Annotated in this window: 15 protein-coding genes; 3 read left to right on the top strand and 12 right to left on the bottom strand. The window is 52.4% G+C overall.

Features of this window, described 5'->3' with window-relative positions; genetic code table 11:
- Nucleotide 1: 1 nt before the first annotated feature.
- The 11 genes from rffA to trxA form a co-directional block, all read right to left on the bottom strand.
- Complete coding sequence (rffA, locus tag ACJHX4_RS22675; RefSeq protein WP_000612067.1) at nucleotides 2-1,132, bottom strand: dTDP-4-amino-4,6-dideoxygalactose transaminase; 1,131 nt, start codon at nucleotides 1,130-1,132, stop codon at nucleotides 2-4.
- Between the two features lie 4 nt (nucleotides 1,133-1,136).
- The gene (gene rffC / locus ACJHX4_RS22670) at nucleotides 1,137-1,811 is read right to left on the bottom strand and encodes a dTDP-4-amino-4,6-dideoxy-D-galactose acyltransferase (RefSeq protein WP_001145166.1); all 675 of its coding nucleotides are present in this window, start codon (nucleotides 1,809-1,811) and stop codon (nucleotides 1,137-1,139) included.
- Nucleotides 1,789-2,670 (bottom strand): glucose-1-phosphate thymidylyltransferase RfbA, encoded by an 882-nt coding sequence (gene rfbA / locus ACJHX4_RS22665; protein WP_000676056.1) that lies wholly within the window; start codon nucleotides 2,668-2,670, stop codon nucleotides 1,789-1,791. Before rfbA ends, rffC begins: the two co-directional genes overlap by 23 nt.
- An 18-nt stretch (nucleotides 2,671-2,688) precedes the next feature.
- Nucleotides 2,689-3,756: a dTDP-glucose 4,6-dehydratase gene (rffG, locus tag ACJHX4_RS22660; RefSeq protein ID WP_001226629.1), complete on the bottom strand. Its 1,068-nt coding sequence runs from the start codon at nucleotides 3,754-3,756 to the stop codon at nucleotides 2,689-2,691.
- Complete coding sequence (wecC, locus tag ACJHX4_RS22655) at nucleotides 3,756-5,018, bottom strand: UDP-N-acetyl-D-mannosamine dehydrogenase (protein WP_000006608.1); 1,263 nt, start codon at nucleotides 5,016-5,018, stop codon at nucleotides 3,756-3,758. Before wecC ends, rffG begins: the two co-directional genes overlap by 1 nt.
- Nucleotides 5,015-6,145 (bottom strand): non-hydrolyzing UDP-N-acetylglucosamine 2-epimerase, encoded by a 1,131-nt coding sequence (gene wecB / locus ACJHX4_RS22650; protein WP_000866670.1) that lies wholly within the window; start codon nucleotides 6,143-6,145, stop codon nucleotides 5,015-5,017. Before wecB ends, wecC begins: the two co-directional genes overlap by 4 nt.
- Before the next feature lie 55 nt (nucleotides 6,146-6,200).
- Entirely contained in the window at nucleotides 6,201-7,247 is a 1,047-nt protein-coding gene (gene wzzE, locus ACJHX4_RS22645; RefSeq protein ID WP_001296591.1) for an ECA polysaccharide chain length modulation protein, read from the bottom strand.
- Between the two features lie 11 nt (nucleotides 7,248-7,258).
- Nucleotides 7,259-8,362 (bottom strand): UDP-N-acetylglucosamine--undecaprenyl-phosphate N-acetylglucosaminephosphotransferase, encoded by a 1,104-nt coding sequence (gene wecA / locus ACJHX4_RS22640; RefSeq protein ID WP_001050960.1) that lies wholly within the window; start codon nucleotides 8,360-8,362, stop codon nucleotides 7,259-7,261.
- A gap of 239 nt (nucleotides 8,363-8,601) precedes the next feature.
- Nucleotides 8,602-9,861, bottom strand: coding sequence for a transcription termination factor Rho (gene rho / locus ACJHX4_RS22635; RefSeq protein WP_001054527.1), 1,260 nt, complete (start codon nucleotides 9,859-9,861; stop codon nucleotides 8,602-8,604).
- 84 nt (nucleotides 9,862-9,945) lie between these two features.
- On the bottom strand, nucleotides 9,946-10,047 hold the full coding sequence (rhoL, locus tag ACJHX4_RS22630) for a rho operon leader peptide RhoL (RefSeq protein ID WP_001295255.1): 102 nt from the start codon (nucleotides 10,045-10,047) through the stop codon (nucleotides 9,946-9,948).
- A gap of 140 nt (nucleotides 10,048-10,187) precedes the next feature.
- Nucleotides 10,188-10,517 (bottom strand): thioredoxin TrxA, encoded by a 330-nt coding sequence (gene trxA / locus ACJHX4_RS22625; RefSeq protein WP_001280776.1) that lies wholly within the window; start codon nucleotides 10,515-10,517, stop codon nucleotides 10,188-10,190.
- 130 nt (nucleotides 10,518-10,647) lie between these two features.
- Here trxA and rhlB point away from each other — a divergent pair, with 130 nt between their 5' ends.
- Entirely contained in the window at nucleotides 10,648-11,913 is a 1,266-nt protein-coding gene (gene rhlB, locus ACJHX4_RS22620; protein ID WP_000047499.1) for an ATP-dependent RNA helicase RhlB, read from the top strand.
- A gap of 135 nt (nucleotides 11,914-12,048) precedes the next feature.
- A complete protein-coding gene (gene gppA / locus ACJHX4_RS22615; protein WP_001296590.1) occupies nucleotides 12,049-13,533 on the top strand; it encodes a guanosine-5'-triphosphate,3'-diphosphate diphosphatase in 1,485 nt (494 codons plus the stop codon).
- Between the two features lie 46 nt (nucleotides 13,534-13,579).
- Here gppA and rep read toward each other — a convergent pair whose 3' ends face one another.
- Complete coding sequence (rep, locus tag ACJHX4_RS22610; RefSeq protein ID WP_001238869.1) at nucleotides 13,580-15,601, bottom strand: DNA helicase Rep; 2,022 nt, start codon at nucleotides 15,599-15,601, stop codon at nucleotides 13,580-13,582.
- Between the two features lie 86 nt (nucleotides 15,602-15,687).
- Here rep and ppiC point away from each other — a divergent pair, with 86 nt between their 5' ends.
- A complete protein-coding gene (ppiC, locus tag ACJHX4_RS22605) occupies nucleotides 15,688-15,969 on the top strand; it encodes a peptidylprolyl isomerase PpiC (RefSeq protein WP_001140251.1) in 282 nt (93 codons plus the stop codon).
- The last annotated feature ends 7 nt before the right edge of the window (nucleotides 15,970-15,976 follow it).

Raw genomic sequence — 15,976 nt, 5'->3', positions numbered from 1 at the left:
ATCAGGAGAAGTAGTTCAACAAAGTCGCAATTACCGTACGCTGATTGACGGGCGACAGGTTGTAGAACAGCGGCAGGCGCAGCAGGCGCTCGCTCTCTTTGGTGGTGTAGCGATCTTCACCGTGGAACTCACCAAAGTGTTCCCCCGCAGGGCAACCGTGCAGCGGAATGTAATGAAACACCGCCATGATTTCCGCTTCTTTCAGAAAGTTAATCAACGCGCTCCGGTCATCAATATCCCGCAGTTTAATGTAGAACATATGCGCGTTCTGCACGCAGCCATCGGGAATCGACGGCAGCTCGATACGCCCATTTTTTGCCAGAGGCGCCAGTGCATCGTAGTAGTTTTGCCACAGCGCCAGACGCTGCTGATTGATACGATCCGCTGCTTCCAGTTGCGCCCACAGGTACGCTGCTTGCAGATCGGACATCAAATAGCTGGAGCCAATATCGCGCCAGGTATATTTATCGACCTGACCACGGAAGAACTGGCTGCGGTTTGTGCCTTTTTCACGGATGATCTCGGCTCGTTCGATCAACGCTTTATCGTTAATCAGCGTCGCGCCGCCTTCACCACCCGCCGTGTAGTTTTTGGTTTCATGGAAGCTAAAGCAGCCAATATGACCAATGGTTCCCAGCGCACGCCCTTTGTAAGTGGACATCACGCCCTGAGCGGCATCTTCCACCACAAATAGATTATGCTTCTTCGCCAACGCCATAATAGTGTCCATTTCGCAGGCCACACCCGCGTAATGGACCGGCACGATAACGCGCGTTTTGTCGGTGATCGCCGCTTCAATCAGCGTTTCGTTGATGTTCATGGTGTCCGGGCGAACATCCACAAAGACGATTTTCGCGCCACGCAGCACAAAGGCATTGGCGGTGGAGACAAAGGTGTAGCTCGGCATGATCACTTCATCGCCAGGCTGGATATCGAGCAGCAGCGCCGCCATCTCCAGCGAAGCGGTGCAGGACGGCGTCAGTAACACTTTGGCGCTGCCAAAACGTTGCTCCAGCCACTGCTGGCAGCGACGGGTAAAACCACCATCGCCGCACAGTTTGCCGCTACCCATTGCCGACTGCATATAGTCGAGTTCGGTTCCCACCACCGGCGGTGCGTTAAATGGAATCATGTGATCACCTGTATAACCAGTACGCGGTGCTTTCTACATTCGCACCACTTTGTATGTATCGTTTAAGCGCGGCGGTGTTGCCCATCTGGGTCGCCACCCGCAAAGTTGTTTTACCGCGAGCATACGCCCAGTTTAGCGCCGTTTGCATTAGCTCAGCACCTGCACCGCGTCCAGCCAGCAGGCCAATTCGCGCATCTGTCGCATTGAGTTCCCGTAAAGAGACATAACCGCGAATATCGCCGGACGCCGCACGTAAAATCAGACATTGATGATCAAAGGTGCCGCGCACGGCATTTTCAATCCACTGTGCATAAAAGCGACCGCTGGCGTCAGGCGCATACCACGGCGCACGAAAACGGCTTTGCGCAAATGCGGCGCTGGCTAACTGACGTAATGCGGGAATATCGGTCTCTTGTGCCACTACTGCACCGCTATCACTGACATTGTTCACGGGTAGTGCCAAATCAACTTCACCTTCTATCAGGGAGAATCCCAGCTGTTGCAGAGCATCCAGTTCACCCGTATTTGATGCCGCAATTTTGGCCTGCACCCGTGACCACGGCGCTAAGGCGTCTGGCGTCAGGAGTGCCGCGTCAGGGCTAATACGCACAATGGCGCTGTTAACACCAAAGAAGGCGTTTTCCCAGGTTAGTGGCTCAATACTGGCGCGGACGGGCACGAAGTAACTCCAGCAGATATTGGCCGTAGCCAGTTTTCGCTAATGAACTGGCAGCACGCTTCACACCCTCGTCATCGAGCCAGCCGTTACGCCAGGCAATCTCTTCCAGGCAGGCAATCTTAAAGCCCTGGCGTTTTTCTACTGTCTGCACAAAAGTGCTGGCCTCAATCAGGCTGTCGTGAGTGCCGGTATCCAGCCAGGCAAATCCGCGCCCGAGCAGTTCAACGGTCAGGTTGCCCGCCTCGAGGTACATCTGGTTGATGGAGGTAATCTCCAGTTCACCACGCTCCGACGGCTTCACCTGCTTTGCGTACTCCACGACTTTACTGTCGTAGAAATAAAGCCCGGTCACCGCCCAGTTTGATTTCGGCTGTTTTGGTTTTTCTTCCAGCGAGATAGCGCGGAAATTGTCGTCAAACTCCACCACGCCAAAGCGTTCCGGGTCCATCACCTGATAGCCAAATACCGTCGCCCCTTCCGTGCGCGCCGCAACATGACGCAGTTTCGGACTGAAGCCCTGTCCGAAGAAGATGTTATCGCCCAGCACCAGACAAGAAGGTTCACCGTTGAGGAAGGTTTCACCGATGATAAAGGCCTGCGCCAGGCCGTCCGGACTGGGCTGTTCGGCATATTCCAGCTGGATACCGAACTCACTGCCGTCACCCAGCAGGCGCTGGAAATAACCTTTATCTTCCGGCGTAGTGATGATGAGAATTTCGCGGATACCGGCCAGCATCAGCACCGACAGCGGATAGTAAATCATTGGCTTATCGTAAATCGGCAACAGTTGCTTAGATACGCCGCGCGTAATCGGATGCAATCGGGTGCCGGAACCGCCCGCCAGGATAATACCTTTCATGTTTGCCTCCGCTGAAAATTAGCCTTTCAGACCTAAACGCTCGCCCTGATAGCTGCCGTCCTGCACCTGCTTCCACCAGCTTTCATTAGCCAGATACCACTGCACCGTTTTACGCATTCCACTTTCAAAGGTTTCCTGCGGCAGCCAGCCAAGTTCACGGGCAATTTTCGAAGCATCAATGGCATAACGCAGATCATGCCCCGGACGGTCAGCGACAAAGGTGATCAGGTCACGATAGTGCGCCACGCCGTGCGGCTTATTCGGAGCCAGTTCTTCCAGCAGCTCGCAAATGGTTTCCACAACATCGAGATTCTTACGCTCGTTGTGACCACCAATATTATAGGTTTCACCGACTTTCCCGGTGGTCGCCACGCAATACAGCGCGCGGGCGTGATCTTCAACATACAGCCAGTCACGGATTTGCTGCCCGTTGCCATATACCGGCAGCGGTTTACCCGCCAGCGCGTTGAGGATCATCAGCGGGATCAGTTTTTCCGGAAAGTGGTAAGGACCGTAGTTATTCGAGCAGTTGGTGATAAGCGTCGGCAGACCATAGGTCCGCAGCCAGGCGCGCACCAGATGGTCGCTGCTGGCTTTTGACGCGGAATAAGGGCTGCTCGGCGCATACGGCGTGGTTTCGGTGAAGAAATCATCCGTCGAGTGCAGGTCACCATATACTTCGTCGGTGGAGATATGATGAAAACGGAACGCTGATTTTTTATCTTCCGTCAGCGCAGTCCAGTAAGCCCGCGCCGCTTCAAGCAGTGTATAAGTCCCGACAATGTTGGTTTCAATAAACGCTGCCGGGCCGTCAATAGAACGGTCAACATGGCTTTCGGCTGCCAGATGCATGACACAGTCTGGCTGATACTCAGTGAATACGCGCGCCAGTTCTGCCCGATCGCAGATATCAACTTTCTCAAAGGCAAAGCGCTCGCTTTGCGCGACCGGTGCCAGCGACATCAGGTTTCCGGCGTAGGTCAGCGTATCGACCACCACCACCGCGTCGCTCGTTTCGTTGATGATATAACGCACCAGCGCCGAGCCAATAAACCCGGCACCACCTGTTATCAGAATCTTTCTCATCAGCGCCAGACTCCTTTGGCATCGACGACATACTGCTGATGGACGTTGTCGCCATTGATAACTTTGAACTGACTATGATCGACCAGCATCACCAGCACATCTGCCGTTGCCAGCGCCTCGTCAAGCTGCGCCAGAGTACAAAGCCCGGTCAGTTTCTTCGGCAACTGGTGGATGTTAGGCTCAACAACCAGCGTTTCGCCGCTGTGCCACTGGGCGATCAGTTCAGCGATTTCCATTGCCGGACTTTCGCGCAGGTCATCAATATTCGGTTTAAACGCCAGACCAAAGCAGGCGATTTTCAGTTCATTGGCGCGTTTATCGGTAGCAGCCAGACAATCAGCCACCGCCGCTTTCACCTGATCGATAACCCAGAACGGTTTGTGATCGTTCACTTCGCGCGCGGTACGGATAAGCCGCGCCTGCTGGGGGTTCTGTGCCACGATAAACCACGGATCAACAGCGATGCAGTGACCGCCCACGCCAGGGCCTGGCTGAAGAATATTGACGCGAGGGTGACGATTCGCCAGGCGAATCAGTTCCCAGACGTTAATCCCCTGATCGGCACAAATCAGCGACAATTCATTAGCAAAAGCGATATTCACATCGCGGAAGCTGTTTTCGGTGAGCTTACACATTTCCGCCGTCCGCGAGTTAGTGACGACACACTCACCTTCGAGGAAAATTTTGTACAGTTCGCTGGCGCGGGCCGAACAAACCGGCGTCATACCACCAATCACGCGATCGTTTTTAATCAGCTCGACCATAACCTGGCCCGGTAATACGCGTTCCGGGCAGTAAGCAATGTTGACGTCCGCCAACTCGCCCACCTGCTGTGGGAAAGTGAGATCTGGACGCATCTCTGCTAACCATTCTGCCATCTTCTCGGTTGACCCCACCGGCGAGGTGGATTCAAGGATCACTAACGCGCCTTTTTTCAGCACTGGCGCAATGGAGCGAGCAGCCGATTCAACGTAGGTCATATCTGGCTCATGATCGCCTTTAAACGGTGTGGGTACAGCAATCAACCAGGCATCCGCTTCAACTGGCGTCGTGCTCGCTCGTAAAAAACCGCCTTCTACGGCAGTTTTTACTACGCTCGCCAAATCAGGCTCGACGATATGGATTTCGCCACGATTGATGGTATCAACCGCGTGTTGGTTGATATCGACACCAATCACCTGTTTTTGCCTTGAGGCAAACGCAGCTGCTGTAGGCAGCCCGATGTAACCCAGTCCGATAACAGAAATGGTCGCAAAACTCATAGTGATATCCGATTATTTTTTAACGCTTCCAGAATGCGAGAGCATGCCTGACCATCACCATACGGGTTATGGGCGCGGCTCATAGCTTGATATTCGTTTTCGTCTTTTAAAAGACGCGTCACTTCCTCGACAATTCGCTGCTTATCCGTGCCGACCAGACGCACCGTACCCGCCGTCACCGCTTCCGGACGCTCAGTGGTATCGCGCATCACCAGCACCGGTTTCCCCAGCGAAGGCGCTTCTTCCTGAATGCCGCCTGAGTCGGTCAAAATCAGCCAGGCGTGGTTCATCAGCCAGACAAACGGTAAATACTCCTGGGGATCGATCAGAATGACATTTTTCACATGCCCCAGAATGCGATTGACCGGCTCTCTGACGTTCGGGTTGAGATGCACCGGATAGACAATCTGGATGTCCTGGTGCGTGGTGGCGATGTCTGCCAGCGCATGGCAGATTTCTTCAAAGCCACGACCGAAGCTCTCACGCCTGTGACCGGTCACCAGAATCATCTTTTTATCGGGGTCGATAAACGGGTAATTTGCCGCCAGTTCTGAACGCAGCGTATCGCTGCTCATCACCTGGTCACGCACCCATAACAGTGCATCAATGACTGTATTACCAGTAATGAAGATTCGGCTATCCGCAACGTTTTCACGCAGCAAGTTTTGCCGGGAAGTTTCGGTTGGAGAAAAATGATACATCGCCAGATGCCCGGTCAATGTACGGTTAGCCTCTTCCGGCCACGGCGAATAGAGATCGCCCGTGCGCAGACCAGCCTCAACGTGACCAACAGGAATACGCTGATAAAACGCCGCCAGGCTGGTTGCCAGCGTCGTCGTAGTATCGCCGTGAACCAGCACGACATCTGGTTTGAACTCGGCAAGAATAGGTTTTAGCCCTTCCAGAATCCGACAGGTTATCTCTGTAAGGCCTTGTCCTGGCTGCATTATGTTGAGATCGTAGTCAGGTACAATGGAAAAGAGTTTCAGCACCTGATCGAGCATCTCCCGATGCTGCGCAGTGACGCAAACTTTAGCCTCAAAAAAAGGATCTTTTGCCAACGCATGCACCAACGGTGCCATCTTGATGGCTTCCGGGCGCGTACCAAATACAGTCAGTACTTTCACATCGATTCTCTTCGAATAAGCGGCGAGCGCCTTTGCGCTCACCGCAGCAGTGTTGCTATTTCGAGCAACGGCGGGTTAATGCGACACCAGCCCCGATCAGTCCCCCGACAATGCCCCACATAATCATCAGGAAGGCACGACGTGGGCTATCGCGTTTTACCGGTTCTTCCGGCGTACGCAAATAGCGATAGGTCTGAAAACGCGGATCCAGGGTTGGACCAACATTCAGGGTGTTTAACATGGCCCGATTTTGATCATAGTCGAGATCAAAGGCCGGACCGACGGCCTGTAAATTTTCCAGTCGAGCCTGGAGCATTGGACGCCCAAGCAGGAACATTTCTGAATCAGGTAATTCCTCGGCAGGCACATCTGTCGCACTGCGCGAAATATTATGCTGCTCAGCAATTTTCAGCGCCTGTTCAATACTGTTCATCCGGCGGTCATAGATGGCTTTCGCCACCTCTTCCTGACGCTTCACCTGAGCTTTCATCTGGATAGTGCGTGCCGCCCATGCGCCTTTCAGCTCATCATTCAGATGGCTGGCTGCACGCTGGCTGGCAAAAGCAACATACTGACGTAACAGGTTATTAGCGTCAGGCGCGGTTTCGGCAATAAGCTTCACGCTGTCATTGACCGCGCGGGTAAAGTCACCGGGAATAAACACGATGTTGTTAATCATTTCATCCAGCAACGCCGCATCGGCTTTGCTGTTGCCCACCATCCGCTGTTTGTAATAGTCGGTTTGCAGCCAGAACTCTCTGCGGGTATCCCACGAGGCCAGTTGCATAACAAACTCTTTATAAGCTTCGTCCATGACCGATGGTTGGTCGGCAGAAGCCATGTTTGAACGGACATCCAGGTTACGCAAAAATTGCTGCTGTGAGTAGTACCCGCCCAGCATATTCACCGTTGGACGATCGGTAATCGCCGTCGCGCTCCACTCCTGACGAGCAAAAAAAGTATACGCCAGCGCGATTAACGCAAACGCCAGCCCCATGCCAATAATCCATAGCTTCCCAGCCCACAAGGTACGAAACAACCCACGAATATCCAGTTCATTTTCAGCGTCTTCGGCCGGTTTCCCAGGCATTGGTTGTGTCATCACATCCTCATTTATTTGGTTAAATTGGGGCTGCCACCACGATTTCTACGCAGTCTGCGTTTTACGCGCTTAATAAAGCGAGCAACTTTCCAGGCACGCTTGATGCAATATCCATAGAGGAAGAATGCTAGCAAAAAGAGCACCAGCATGACCCACTCCGGGACAAAATGAGAATATTCTGCCAGCACGCCAATGGAAGCGAGCAATGCTGCGGCAAGGGTAATCAGCACAAACGCCTGGCGGGAAGTAAACCCGGCACGCATGATCAAATGGTGAATATGCTGACGGTCTGGAGAGAATGGGCTCATGCCTTTACGCAGGCGACGGTACATAATCGCCACCATATCCATTAGCGGAATGGCGATAATCCACAAAGCGGTAACCGGGCTGATGGGATGAGTTTTGCCCTGGGTCGTTTCGAGCAGGATCCAGATAACGGTAAAACCAATCAGCGTACTGCCCGCATCCCCCATAAAGACTTTGTAGCGGCGACCCAGGATACCAAGGTTAAGCATGATGTATGGCAGGATGGCGGCGATCATCGCAAAGCACCAGATTGCGAGACTGGTTTGCCCGTCGAACCACAAAATCATACCGATTGCTGCAAACGAGACGCAGGACAACCCGCCCAGCAAGCCATCAATGCCATCAACCATGTTGAACGCATTAATGGCCGCCCAGACGGCAAATAGCGTCAGGAAGTAACCAAACGGTCCGAGCACCATCTCCCAGGAGCCAAAGATATAACCCAGGCTACTGAGATAAAGTTTGCCGAACACCATCATAACAATGCCAACAGCGGCCTGTATGGTGGCTCGGATTTTTACGCTGATATCAAAACGGTCATCCAGCGCGCCAATGAAAACAAGCACACCAGCACAAGCGAGATAGAGAGATGCATGCGGAATATAGTAGTCGACAATTCCGAACGTGAAGCAAATCCCTGCGTAAACCGAAATCCCCCCAACGAGAGGTATCAATCCCTGGTGACGTTTGCGGAAGTTTGGTTTATCCACTAAACCGACTTTTTTTGCCACCTTACGGGCAAAAAACAGAAACAGTGTCGTGAATAAAAAAATACTGATGAGATCAGTACTCACTGTCAGTAAATTCACAATGCATGCTCTCAGAGAAAATTATTAGCAGAAGTATAACCACGAAGACCTTTATTCAGAAAGGAAAGTCCGTTCCGAACCTACCAGCACTATGCGAAAATTAACCACTTGATATGCAAATTGCATAACACACCAGCAAATTCCAGGAATTTTCCTAACATCGCCAGCGCGGCATTAAGATTACAGATATAAAAGCAAAACGCCACGTAAACACGTGGCGTTTTTGGCATAAGACAAATTTATGAGCGTTTCATCATTTCGAAGAAATCGTCATTGGTCTTGGTCATTGCCAGTTTATTAATGAGGAATTCCATTGCATCGATTTCGCCCATCGGGTGAATGATTTTGCGCAGGATCCACATTTTCTGCAGTTCTTCCTGAGTCGTGAGCAGCTCTTCTTTACGGGTACCGGAACGGTTGTAGTCGATAGCCGGGAAGACGCGTTTTTCAGCGATCTTACGAGAGAGGTGCAGTTCCATGTTGCCTGTACCTTTAAACTCTTCGTAGATAACTTCGTCCATTTTAGAACCGGTATCGATAAGCGCCGTCGCGATAATGGTCAGGCTGCCGCCCTCTTCCACGTTACGCGCCGCACCGAAGAAGCGTTTCGGACGATGCAGGGCGTTGGCGTCCACACCACCGGTCAACACTTTACCTGACGCCGGAACAACGGTGTTGTAAGCGCGCGCCAGACGAGTGATGGAGTCGAGCAGAATGATAACGTCTTTCTTGTGCTCAACCAGGCGTTTCGCCTTCTCGATCACCATTTCCGCAACCTGAACGTGGCGAGATGCGGGTTCGTCAAAGGTAGAAGCAACAACTTCACCTTTTACCAGTCGCTGCATCTCGGTTACTTCTTCCGGACGTTCGTCGATCAGCAGAACCATCAGCACACAATCCGGGTGGTTGTAAGCAATGCTCTGAGCAATGTTCTGCAGCAGCATGGTTTTACCGGCTTTCGGCGGTGCCACAATCAGACCACGCTGACCACGACCGATAGGTGATGCCAGATCCAGTACGCGAGCGGTTAAATCTTCCGTAGAACCGTTACCACGTTCCATACGCAGACGAGAGTTTGCGTGCAGCGGGGTTAAGTTCTCAAAGAGGATTTTGTTGCGGGCGTTTTCAGGTTTGTCGAAGTTAACTTCGTTAACTTTCAGCAGCGCAAAATAGCGTTCACCTTCTTTCGGCGGGCGAATCTTACCAGAGATGGTATCACCAGTGCGGAGGTTGAAACGGCGGATTTGGCTAGGGGAAACGTAGATGTCATCAGGACCGGCGAGGTAGGAGCTGTCTGCGGAACGGAGGAAACCAAATCCATCCTGCAATATCTCCAGTACGCCATCACCAAAGATATCTTCGCCACTCTTTGCGTGCTGCTTCAGGATGGCAAAAATAATGTCCTGCTTACGCATACGAGCCAGGTTTTCCAGCCCCATATTTTCGCCGAGAGTGATCAGCTCAGAAACCGGCGTATTCTTTAATTCGGTAAGATTCATAGTGGTGTGAGTTCTTAAACTTGGGGTAAATCTCGAACTTAATGTTGTGAATGGTATGGCAGGATCATCCATGCCTGTTTACGGTCATCGACTCATGTCTTTTCGCTGCCTGGTCACAGGAGAGTACGCAGAACTGAAACGACAAGACGGATTGAGTGACGAGCCAGAAATCTGTTCACTTCGCATTTAAGATAAAACGGGAAGCGTTGGAAATTACAAGATTCAAACTTAATAAGGTATGTTTAATACGAAGTCAACACTAAGTTAGCATGACTCACGCCGGGCGTCCAGTTTTTAGCGACGGGGCACCCGAACATGAAATTCCCTTACGCCAGGTTAGCGTCGAGGAACTCTTTCAACTGACCTTTAGACAGTGCGCCCACTTTGGTTGCCGCCACTTCACCGTTTTTGAACAGCAGCAGAGTCGGGATACCACGGATGCCATATTTCGGCGCAGTGCCAGGGTTTTGATCGATGTTCAGTTTTGCAACGGTCAGTTTGCCCTGATATTCGTCAGCGATTTCATCCAGAATCGGGGCGATCATTTTGCACGGACCGCACCACTCTGCCCAGAAATCGACGAGGATCGCCCCGTCCGCTTTGAGTACATCCGTGTCAAAACTGTCGTCAGTCAGGTGAATAATTTTATCGCTCATATATAACTCCACAGGAATAAGCCTGGCGTGTTGGTTTCGTTGTTGGTGTAACATTAACCAACTAAAGGTTGACTTTATTTCACCGGATACGCTTTCGTAAAGCAATAGTAAGCTGATATTCTACCACACTATGAGCAAAACACATTTAACAGAACAGAAGTTTTCCGACTTCGCCCTGCATCCGAAGGTTGTAGAAGCCCTTGAAAAAAAAGGGTTTCATAACTGTACGCCCATTCAGGCACTGGCCCTTCCGCTGACGCTGGCGGGTCGTGACGTAGCCGGGCAGGCGCAAACCGGTACCGGGAAAACGATGGCGTTTCTTACGTCAACGTTTCATTATCTTCTCTCTCATCCCGCGATTGCTGATCGCAAGGTGAATCAGCCGCGTGCCTTAATTATGGCACCGACGCGTGAACTTGCCGTGCAGATCCACGCCGACGCGGAACCGCTGGCGGAAGCTACCGGCCTGAAGCTGGGTCTGGCTTACGGTGGTGATGGCTACGACAAACAGCTGAAAGTGCTGGAAAGCGGCGTTGACATTCTGATTGGCACCACGGGTCGTTTAATTGACTACGCCAAGCAGAACCACATTAACCTCGGTGCCATTCAGGTGGTGGTGCTGGACGAAGCCGATCGCATGTACGATCTGGGCTTTATTAAAGATATCCGCTGGCTGTTCCGCCGTATGCCGCCTGCAAACCAGCGCCTCAACATGCTGTTCTCCGCCACGCTTTCGTACCGGGTACGTGAACTGGCGTTCGAGCAGATGAACAATGCCGAATATATTGAAGTGGAACCGGAACAGAAAACGGGCCACCGTATTAAAGAAGAGCTTTTCTACCCTTCTAACGAAGAAAAAATGCGTTTGCTGCAAACGCTGATCGAAGAAGAGTGGCCAGACAGAGCGATTATTTTCGCCAACACCAAACACCGTTGTGAAGAGATCTGGGGCCACCTGGCGGCAGATGGTCATCGTGTCGGTTTATTGACAGGCGATGTCGCGCAGAAAAAACGTCTGCGTATTCTTGATGAATTTACCCGTGGCGATCTGGATATTCTGGTTGCCACCGACGTTGCCGCGCGTGGTTTGCATATTCCTGCTGTGACACACGTCTTTAACTACGATTTACCCGATGACTGTGAAGATTACGTTCACCGTATTGGTCGTACAGGTCGCGCTGGCGCAAGCGGTCATTCCATCAGCCTGGCGTGTGAAGAGTATGCATTGAATTTGCCTGCTATTGAGACCTATATTGGTCACTCAATTCCGGTAAGTAAATACAATCCGGACGCATTGATGACCGATCTGCCAAAACCGCTGCGCCTCACGCGCCCGCGCACAGGCAATGGTCCGCGTCGTACTGGCGCTCCGCGTAATCGTCGTCGTTCAGGTTAAAGAAAAAATGTCATACTCCAAATCATTCAAGCTGTATCAAGATGGCAAGAGAATGAATCCCGATGAGTTTACTGTCGTAAGTGATTCAGGTGAAAGAATGCAGCCAACACAGAGACAGATTGAAGGATGAAGAGTATGGGTTCCACCTCGTCGCTGTATGCAGCCATTGATCTCGGTTCGAATAGTTTTCATATGCTGGTTGTGCGCGAGGTGGCTGGAAGCATCCAGACGCTGACGCGAATAAAACGCAAAGTGCGTCTGGCTGCTGGCCTGAATAGCGAAAATGCCCTGTCTAATGAAGCAATGGAGCGCGGTTGGCAATGTCTGCGCCTGTTTGCTGAACGTCTGCAAGATATCCCTCCCCCGCAAATTCGCGTTGTCGCTACGGCGACATTACGCCTTGCCGTCAATGCGGGTGATTTTATTGCCAAAGCGCAGGAAATCCTCGGTTGTCCGGTACAGGTGATCAGCGGTGAAGAGGAAGCGCGTCTGATTTATCAGGGCGTTGCTCACACCACTGGCGGTGCCGATCAGCGCCTGGTGGTGGATATCGGCGGAGCCAGTACTGAACTGGTAACCGGCACGGGTGCACAAACCACCTCTTTGTTCAGCCTGTCGATGGGCTGCGTTACCTGGCTGGAACGCTATTTTGCCGATCGTAATCTGGGGCAGGAAAATTTTGATGCTGCAGAAAAAGCGGCACGCGAAGTGTTACGTCCGGTTGCCGATGAATTACGGTATCACGGCTGGAAAGTGTGCGTTGGCGCTTCCGGCACCGTGCAGGCGTTACAGGAAATCATGATGGCACAGGGGATGGATGAACGCATTACCCTGGAAAAGTTGCAGCAACTGAAACAACGCGCCATTCATTGCGGTCGGCTGGAAGAGCTAGAGATTGACGGGCTGACGCTGGAACGTGCGTTAGTGTTCCCGAGTGGTCTGGCGATCCTGATAGCCATTTTTACCGAACTGAATATTCAGTGTATGACCCTGGCGGGCGGTGCGCTGCGTGAAGGCCTGGTCTACGGTATGTTGCATCTTACCGTCGAGCAGGATATTCGCAGCCGTACGCTGCGTAATATTCAGCGCCGCTTTATGATCGATATTGATCAGGCACAGCGCGTAGCCAAAGTTGCGGCTAACTTCTTCGAACAGGTGGAAAATGAATGGCATCTTGAAGCAATAAGCCGCGATTTGCTCATCAGCGCCTGTCAGCTTCATGAAATCGGCCTGAGCGTTGACTTCAAACAAGCGCCGCAACACGCTGCTTATCTGGTGCGTAACCTGGATCTTCCCGGTTTTACCCCCGCACAGAAAAAACTGCTGGCGACGCTACTGCTCAACCAGACTAATCCGGTCGATCTCTCATCGCTGCATCAGCAAAATGCCGTACCACCGCGCGTCGCAGAACAACTCTGCCGTTTACTCCGCCTGGCTATCATTTTTGCCAACCGTCGCCGTGACGATCTCGTGCCAGAGATGACATTACAGGCTAACCATGAACTGTTGACCTTGACGCTTCCGCAAGGTTGGCTAACCCAACATCCGCTGGGTAAAGAGATTATTGATCAGGAAAGCCAGTGGCAGAGCTATGTCCACTGGCCGCTGGAAGTGCATTAATGAGTAAGTGCCGGATCCGATGCTGACACATTTTTTCCGGCCTTGATTATTTCCCTCGTTTTGCCGCCATCATCGCTTTCAGATTCGCCAGATGGCTTTGCCCTTTCTGCATCCGTTCTTCGGCGCTGACCACTTTGCGCTCCTGTTCCCAAATCAAATCATCCTGCGGCAGCTCCAGCAGGAAGCGGCTCGGCTCCGGGCGCACCAGTTCGCCGTACTGACGGCGTTCTTTACACAGCGTAAAGGTCAATTCCTTCTGGGCGCGGGTAATGCCGACATAGGCCAGCCGCCGCTCCTCATCAATATTGTCTTCATCGATGCTGCTCTGGTGGGGCAAAAACCCTTCTTCCATACCAACCATGTAGACATAGGGAAACTCCAGCCCTTTCGACGCGTGCAGAGTCATCAGTTGCACCTGATCCAGTTCTTCCTCGCTCTCGCCGCGCTCCATCATGTCGCGCAGAGTAAAGCGCGTCACCACCTGGGTGAGCGTCATCGGCTCATCCAGTTCGCTGCCTTCCAGCATCTCCGTCATCCAGCTAAACAGTTGGTTGACGTTCTTCATGCGCATTTCGGCAGCTTTCGGGCTGGGCGATGTTTCGTACAGCCAGGATTCATAATCCATGCCGTGGATCAGATCGCGCACCGCGGCAATCGGCTCCCGCTCCGCCAGACGCTGGATTTCTGCCAGCCAGTGAGTGAAGCGGGTCAATGCTTCATAACCACGTCCGCTAAGCGTCTGACTCAGGCCCATATCAAAGCTGGCGGTAAACATGCTTTTATTGCGCGTCATCGCCCATTCACCTAGCTTTTTCAGCGTCGCCGGGCCAATCTCTCGCTTCGGCGTGTTAACGATACGCAGAAATGCGCTGTCATCGTCCGGGTTAGTCAGCACGCGCAGATAAGCCAGCAAGTCCTTGATTTCAGGACGAGAGAAAAACGACGTACCGCCAGATATTTTGTACGGGATGCGGTTTTGCATCAGGAATTTTTCAAATACCCGCGACTGATGGTTGCCGCGATAAAGAATGGCGTAATCTTTGTACTGCGTTTTATTGACGAAGTGATGGGCGATCAGCTCGCCGGTGACGCGCTCGGCTTCATGTTCCTCGTTATTCGCGCTTAAAACTTTTAGCTCTGTGCCGTAACCCAGTTCGGAGAACAGACGCTTTTCAAAGACGTGCGGGTTATTGGCGATCAGGATGTTCGCCGCTTTCAAAATACGTCCGGAAGAGCGGTAGTTCTGCTCAAGCTTAATCACCTTCAGCGCCGGAAAATCCTGGCTCAGCAGCACCAGATTCTGCGGACGTGCGCCGCGCCAGGAGTAGATCGACTGGTCATCGTCACCCACCACGGTAAAGCGCGCGCGGCTGCCCACCAGCAGTTTCACCAGTTCATACTGGCTGGTGTTGGTGTCCTGATACTCATCCACCAGCAGGTAGCGAATTTTGTTCTGCCAGCGCTCGCGGACTTCTTCATTGCGTTGCAGCAGCAACGTCGGCAATAAAATCAGATCATCGAAGTCGAGAACGTTACAGGCTTTCAGGTGTGCATCATACAGCCCATAACAATGGGCAAAAATACGGTCCCGCTCGCCCTTTGCCTCTGCCGCCGCCTGCGCCGGTGTTTTGAGATCGTTCTTCCAGTTGGAGATGGTCGAAATTAGCTGTTGCAGGAGAACTTTGTCATCTTCAATCAGCCCCTCGGTCAACTCTTTAAGCAAAGCAAGCTGATCGGTATCGTCAAACAGCGAAAAGTTAGCCTTCATCCCCAGCGCCGCATACTCGCGTTTGATGATATCCAGCCCCAGCGTGTGGAAGGTGGAAATCATCAGCCCACGCGCCTCTTTGCGCCCCAGCGTCTGCCCGACACGCTCTTTCATCTCGCGTGCCGCCTTATTGGTAAAGGTCACAGCCGCGATATGTCGCGCCTGATAACCGCAACCGCGGATCAGATGGGCGATTTTATTGGTGATAACACGAGTTTTACCGGAACCCGCGCCCGCCAGCACCAGGCAGGGGCCGGTAACGAATTCGACAGCTTGTTGTTGGCCGGGGTTTAGACGCATAGGAAAATCGCTCAATGAAAGTCGGGAGGGGAAAATAACAGCGTGGTAGTATAGCCAGCCTCATCCTTACCACTCAAGGCACGATCATGGCAAAAACAGCAGCAGCACTGCATATCCTTGTAAAAGAAGAGAAACTGGCTCTGGATCTTCTCGAGCAGATCAAGAATGGTGCCGATTTCGGCAAGCTGGCGAAGAAACACTCCATTTGCCCGTCAGGCAAACGCGGCGGTGATTTAGGTGAATTCCGCCAGGGTCAGATGGTTCCGGCGTTCGATAAAGTGGTGTTTTCTTGCCCGGTGCTGGAACCAACCGGACCGCTGCATACCCAGTTCGGTTACCACATCATTAAGGTGCTATACCGTAATTAACAGCAAG

It is taken from the genome of Escherichia sp. WS2035 (assembly GCF_046487065.1).
Taxonomy (GTDB): domain Bacteria; phylum Pseudomonadota; class Gammaproteobacteria; order Enterobacterales; family Enterobacteriaceae; genus Escherichia; species Escherichia coli.
Note: the sequence above shows the minus strand (reverse complement) of the source record. Positions and strands in the feature narration are given on the sequence as shown.

Bases quoted from the DNA above. Each gene is read 5' to 3' on its own strand.
- rho (WP_001054527.1), bottom strand. From the start codon at position 9,861: ATGAATCTTACCGAATTAAAGAATACGCCGGTTTCTGAGCTGATCACT.
- rhlB (WP_000047499.1), top strand. From the start codon at position 10,648: ATGAGCAAAACACATTTAACAGAACAGAAGTTTTCCGACTTCGCCCTG.
- wzzE (WP_001296591.1), bottom strand. From the start codon at position 7,247: ATGACACAACCAATGCCTGGGAAACCGGCCGAAGACGCTGAAAATGAA.
- wecC (WP_000006608.1), bottom strand. From the start codon at position 5,018: ATGAGTTTTGCGACCATTTCTGTTATCGGACTGGGTTACATCGGGCTG.
- rffG (WP_001226629.1), bottom strand. From the start codon at position 3,756: ATGAGAAAGATTCTGATAACAGGTGGTGCCGGGTTTATTGGCTCGGCG.
- rhoL (WP_001295255.1), bottom strand. From the start codon at position 10,047: ATGCGAAGTGAACAGATTTCTGGCTCGTCACTCAATCCGTCTTGTCGT.
- rep (WP_001238869.1), bottom strand. From the start codon at position 15,601: ATGCGTCTAAACCCCGGCCAACAACAAGCTGTCGAATTCGTTACCGGC.
- trxA (WP_001280776.1), bottom strand. From the start codon at position 10,517: ATGAGCGATAAAATTATTCACCTGACTGACGACAGTTTTGACACGGAT.
- gppA (WP_001296590.1), top strand. From the start codon at position 12,049: ATGGGTTCCACCTCGTCGCTGTATGCAGCCATTGATCTCGGTTCGAAT.
- rffA (WP_000612067.1), bottom strand. From the start codon at position 1,132: ATGATTCCATTTAACGCACCGCCGGTGGTGGGAACCGAACTCGACTAT.
- rfbA (WP_000676056.1), bottom strand. From the start codon at position 2,670: ATGAAAGGTATTATCCTGGCGGGCGGTTCCGGCACCCGATTGCATCCG.
- ppiC (WP_001140251.1), top strand. From the start codon at position 15,688: ATGGCAAAAACAGCAGCAGCACTGCATATCCTTGTAAAAGAAGAGAAA.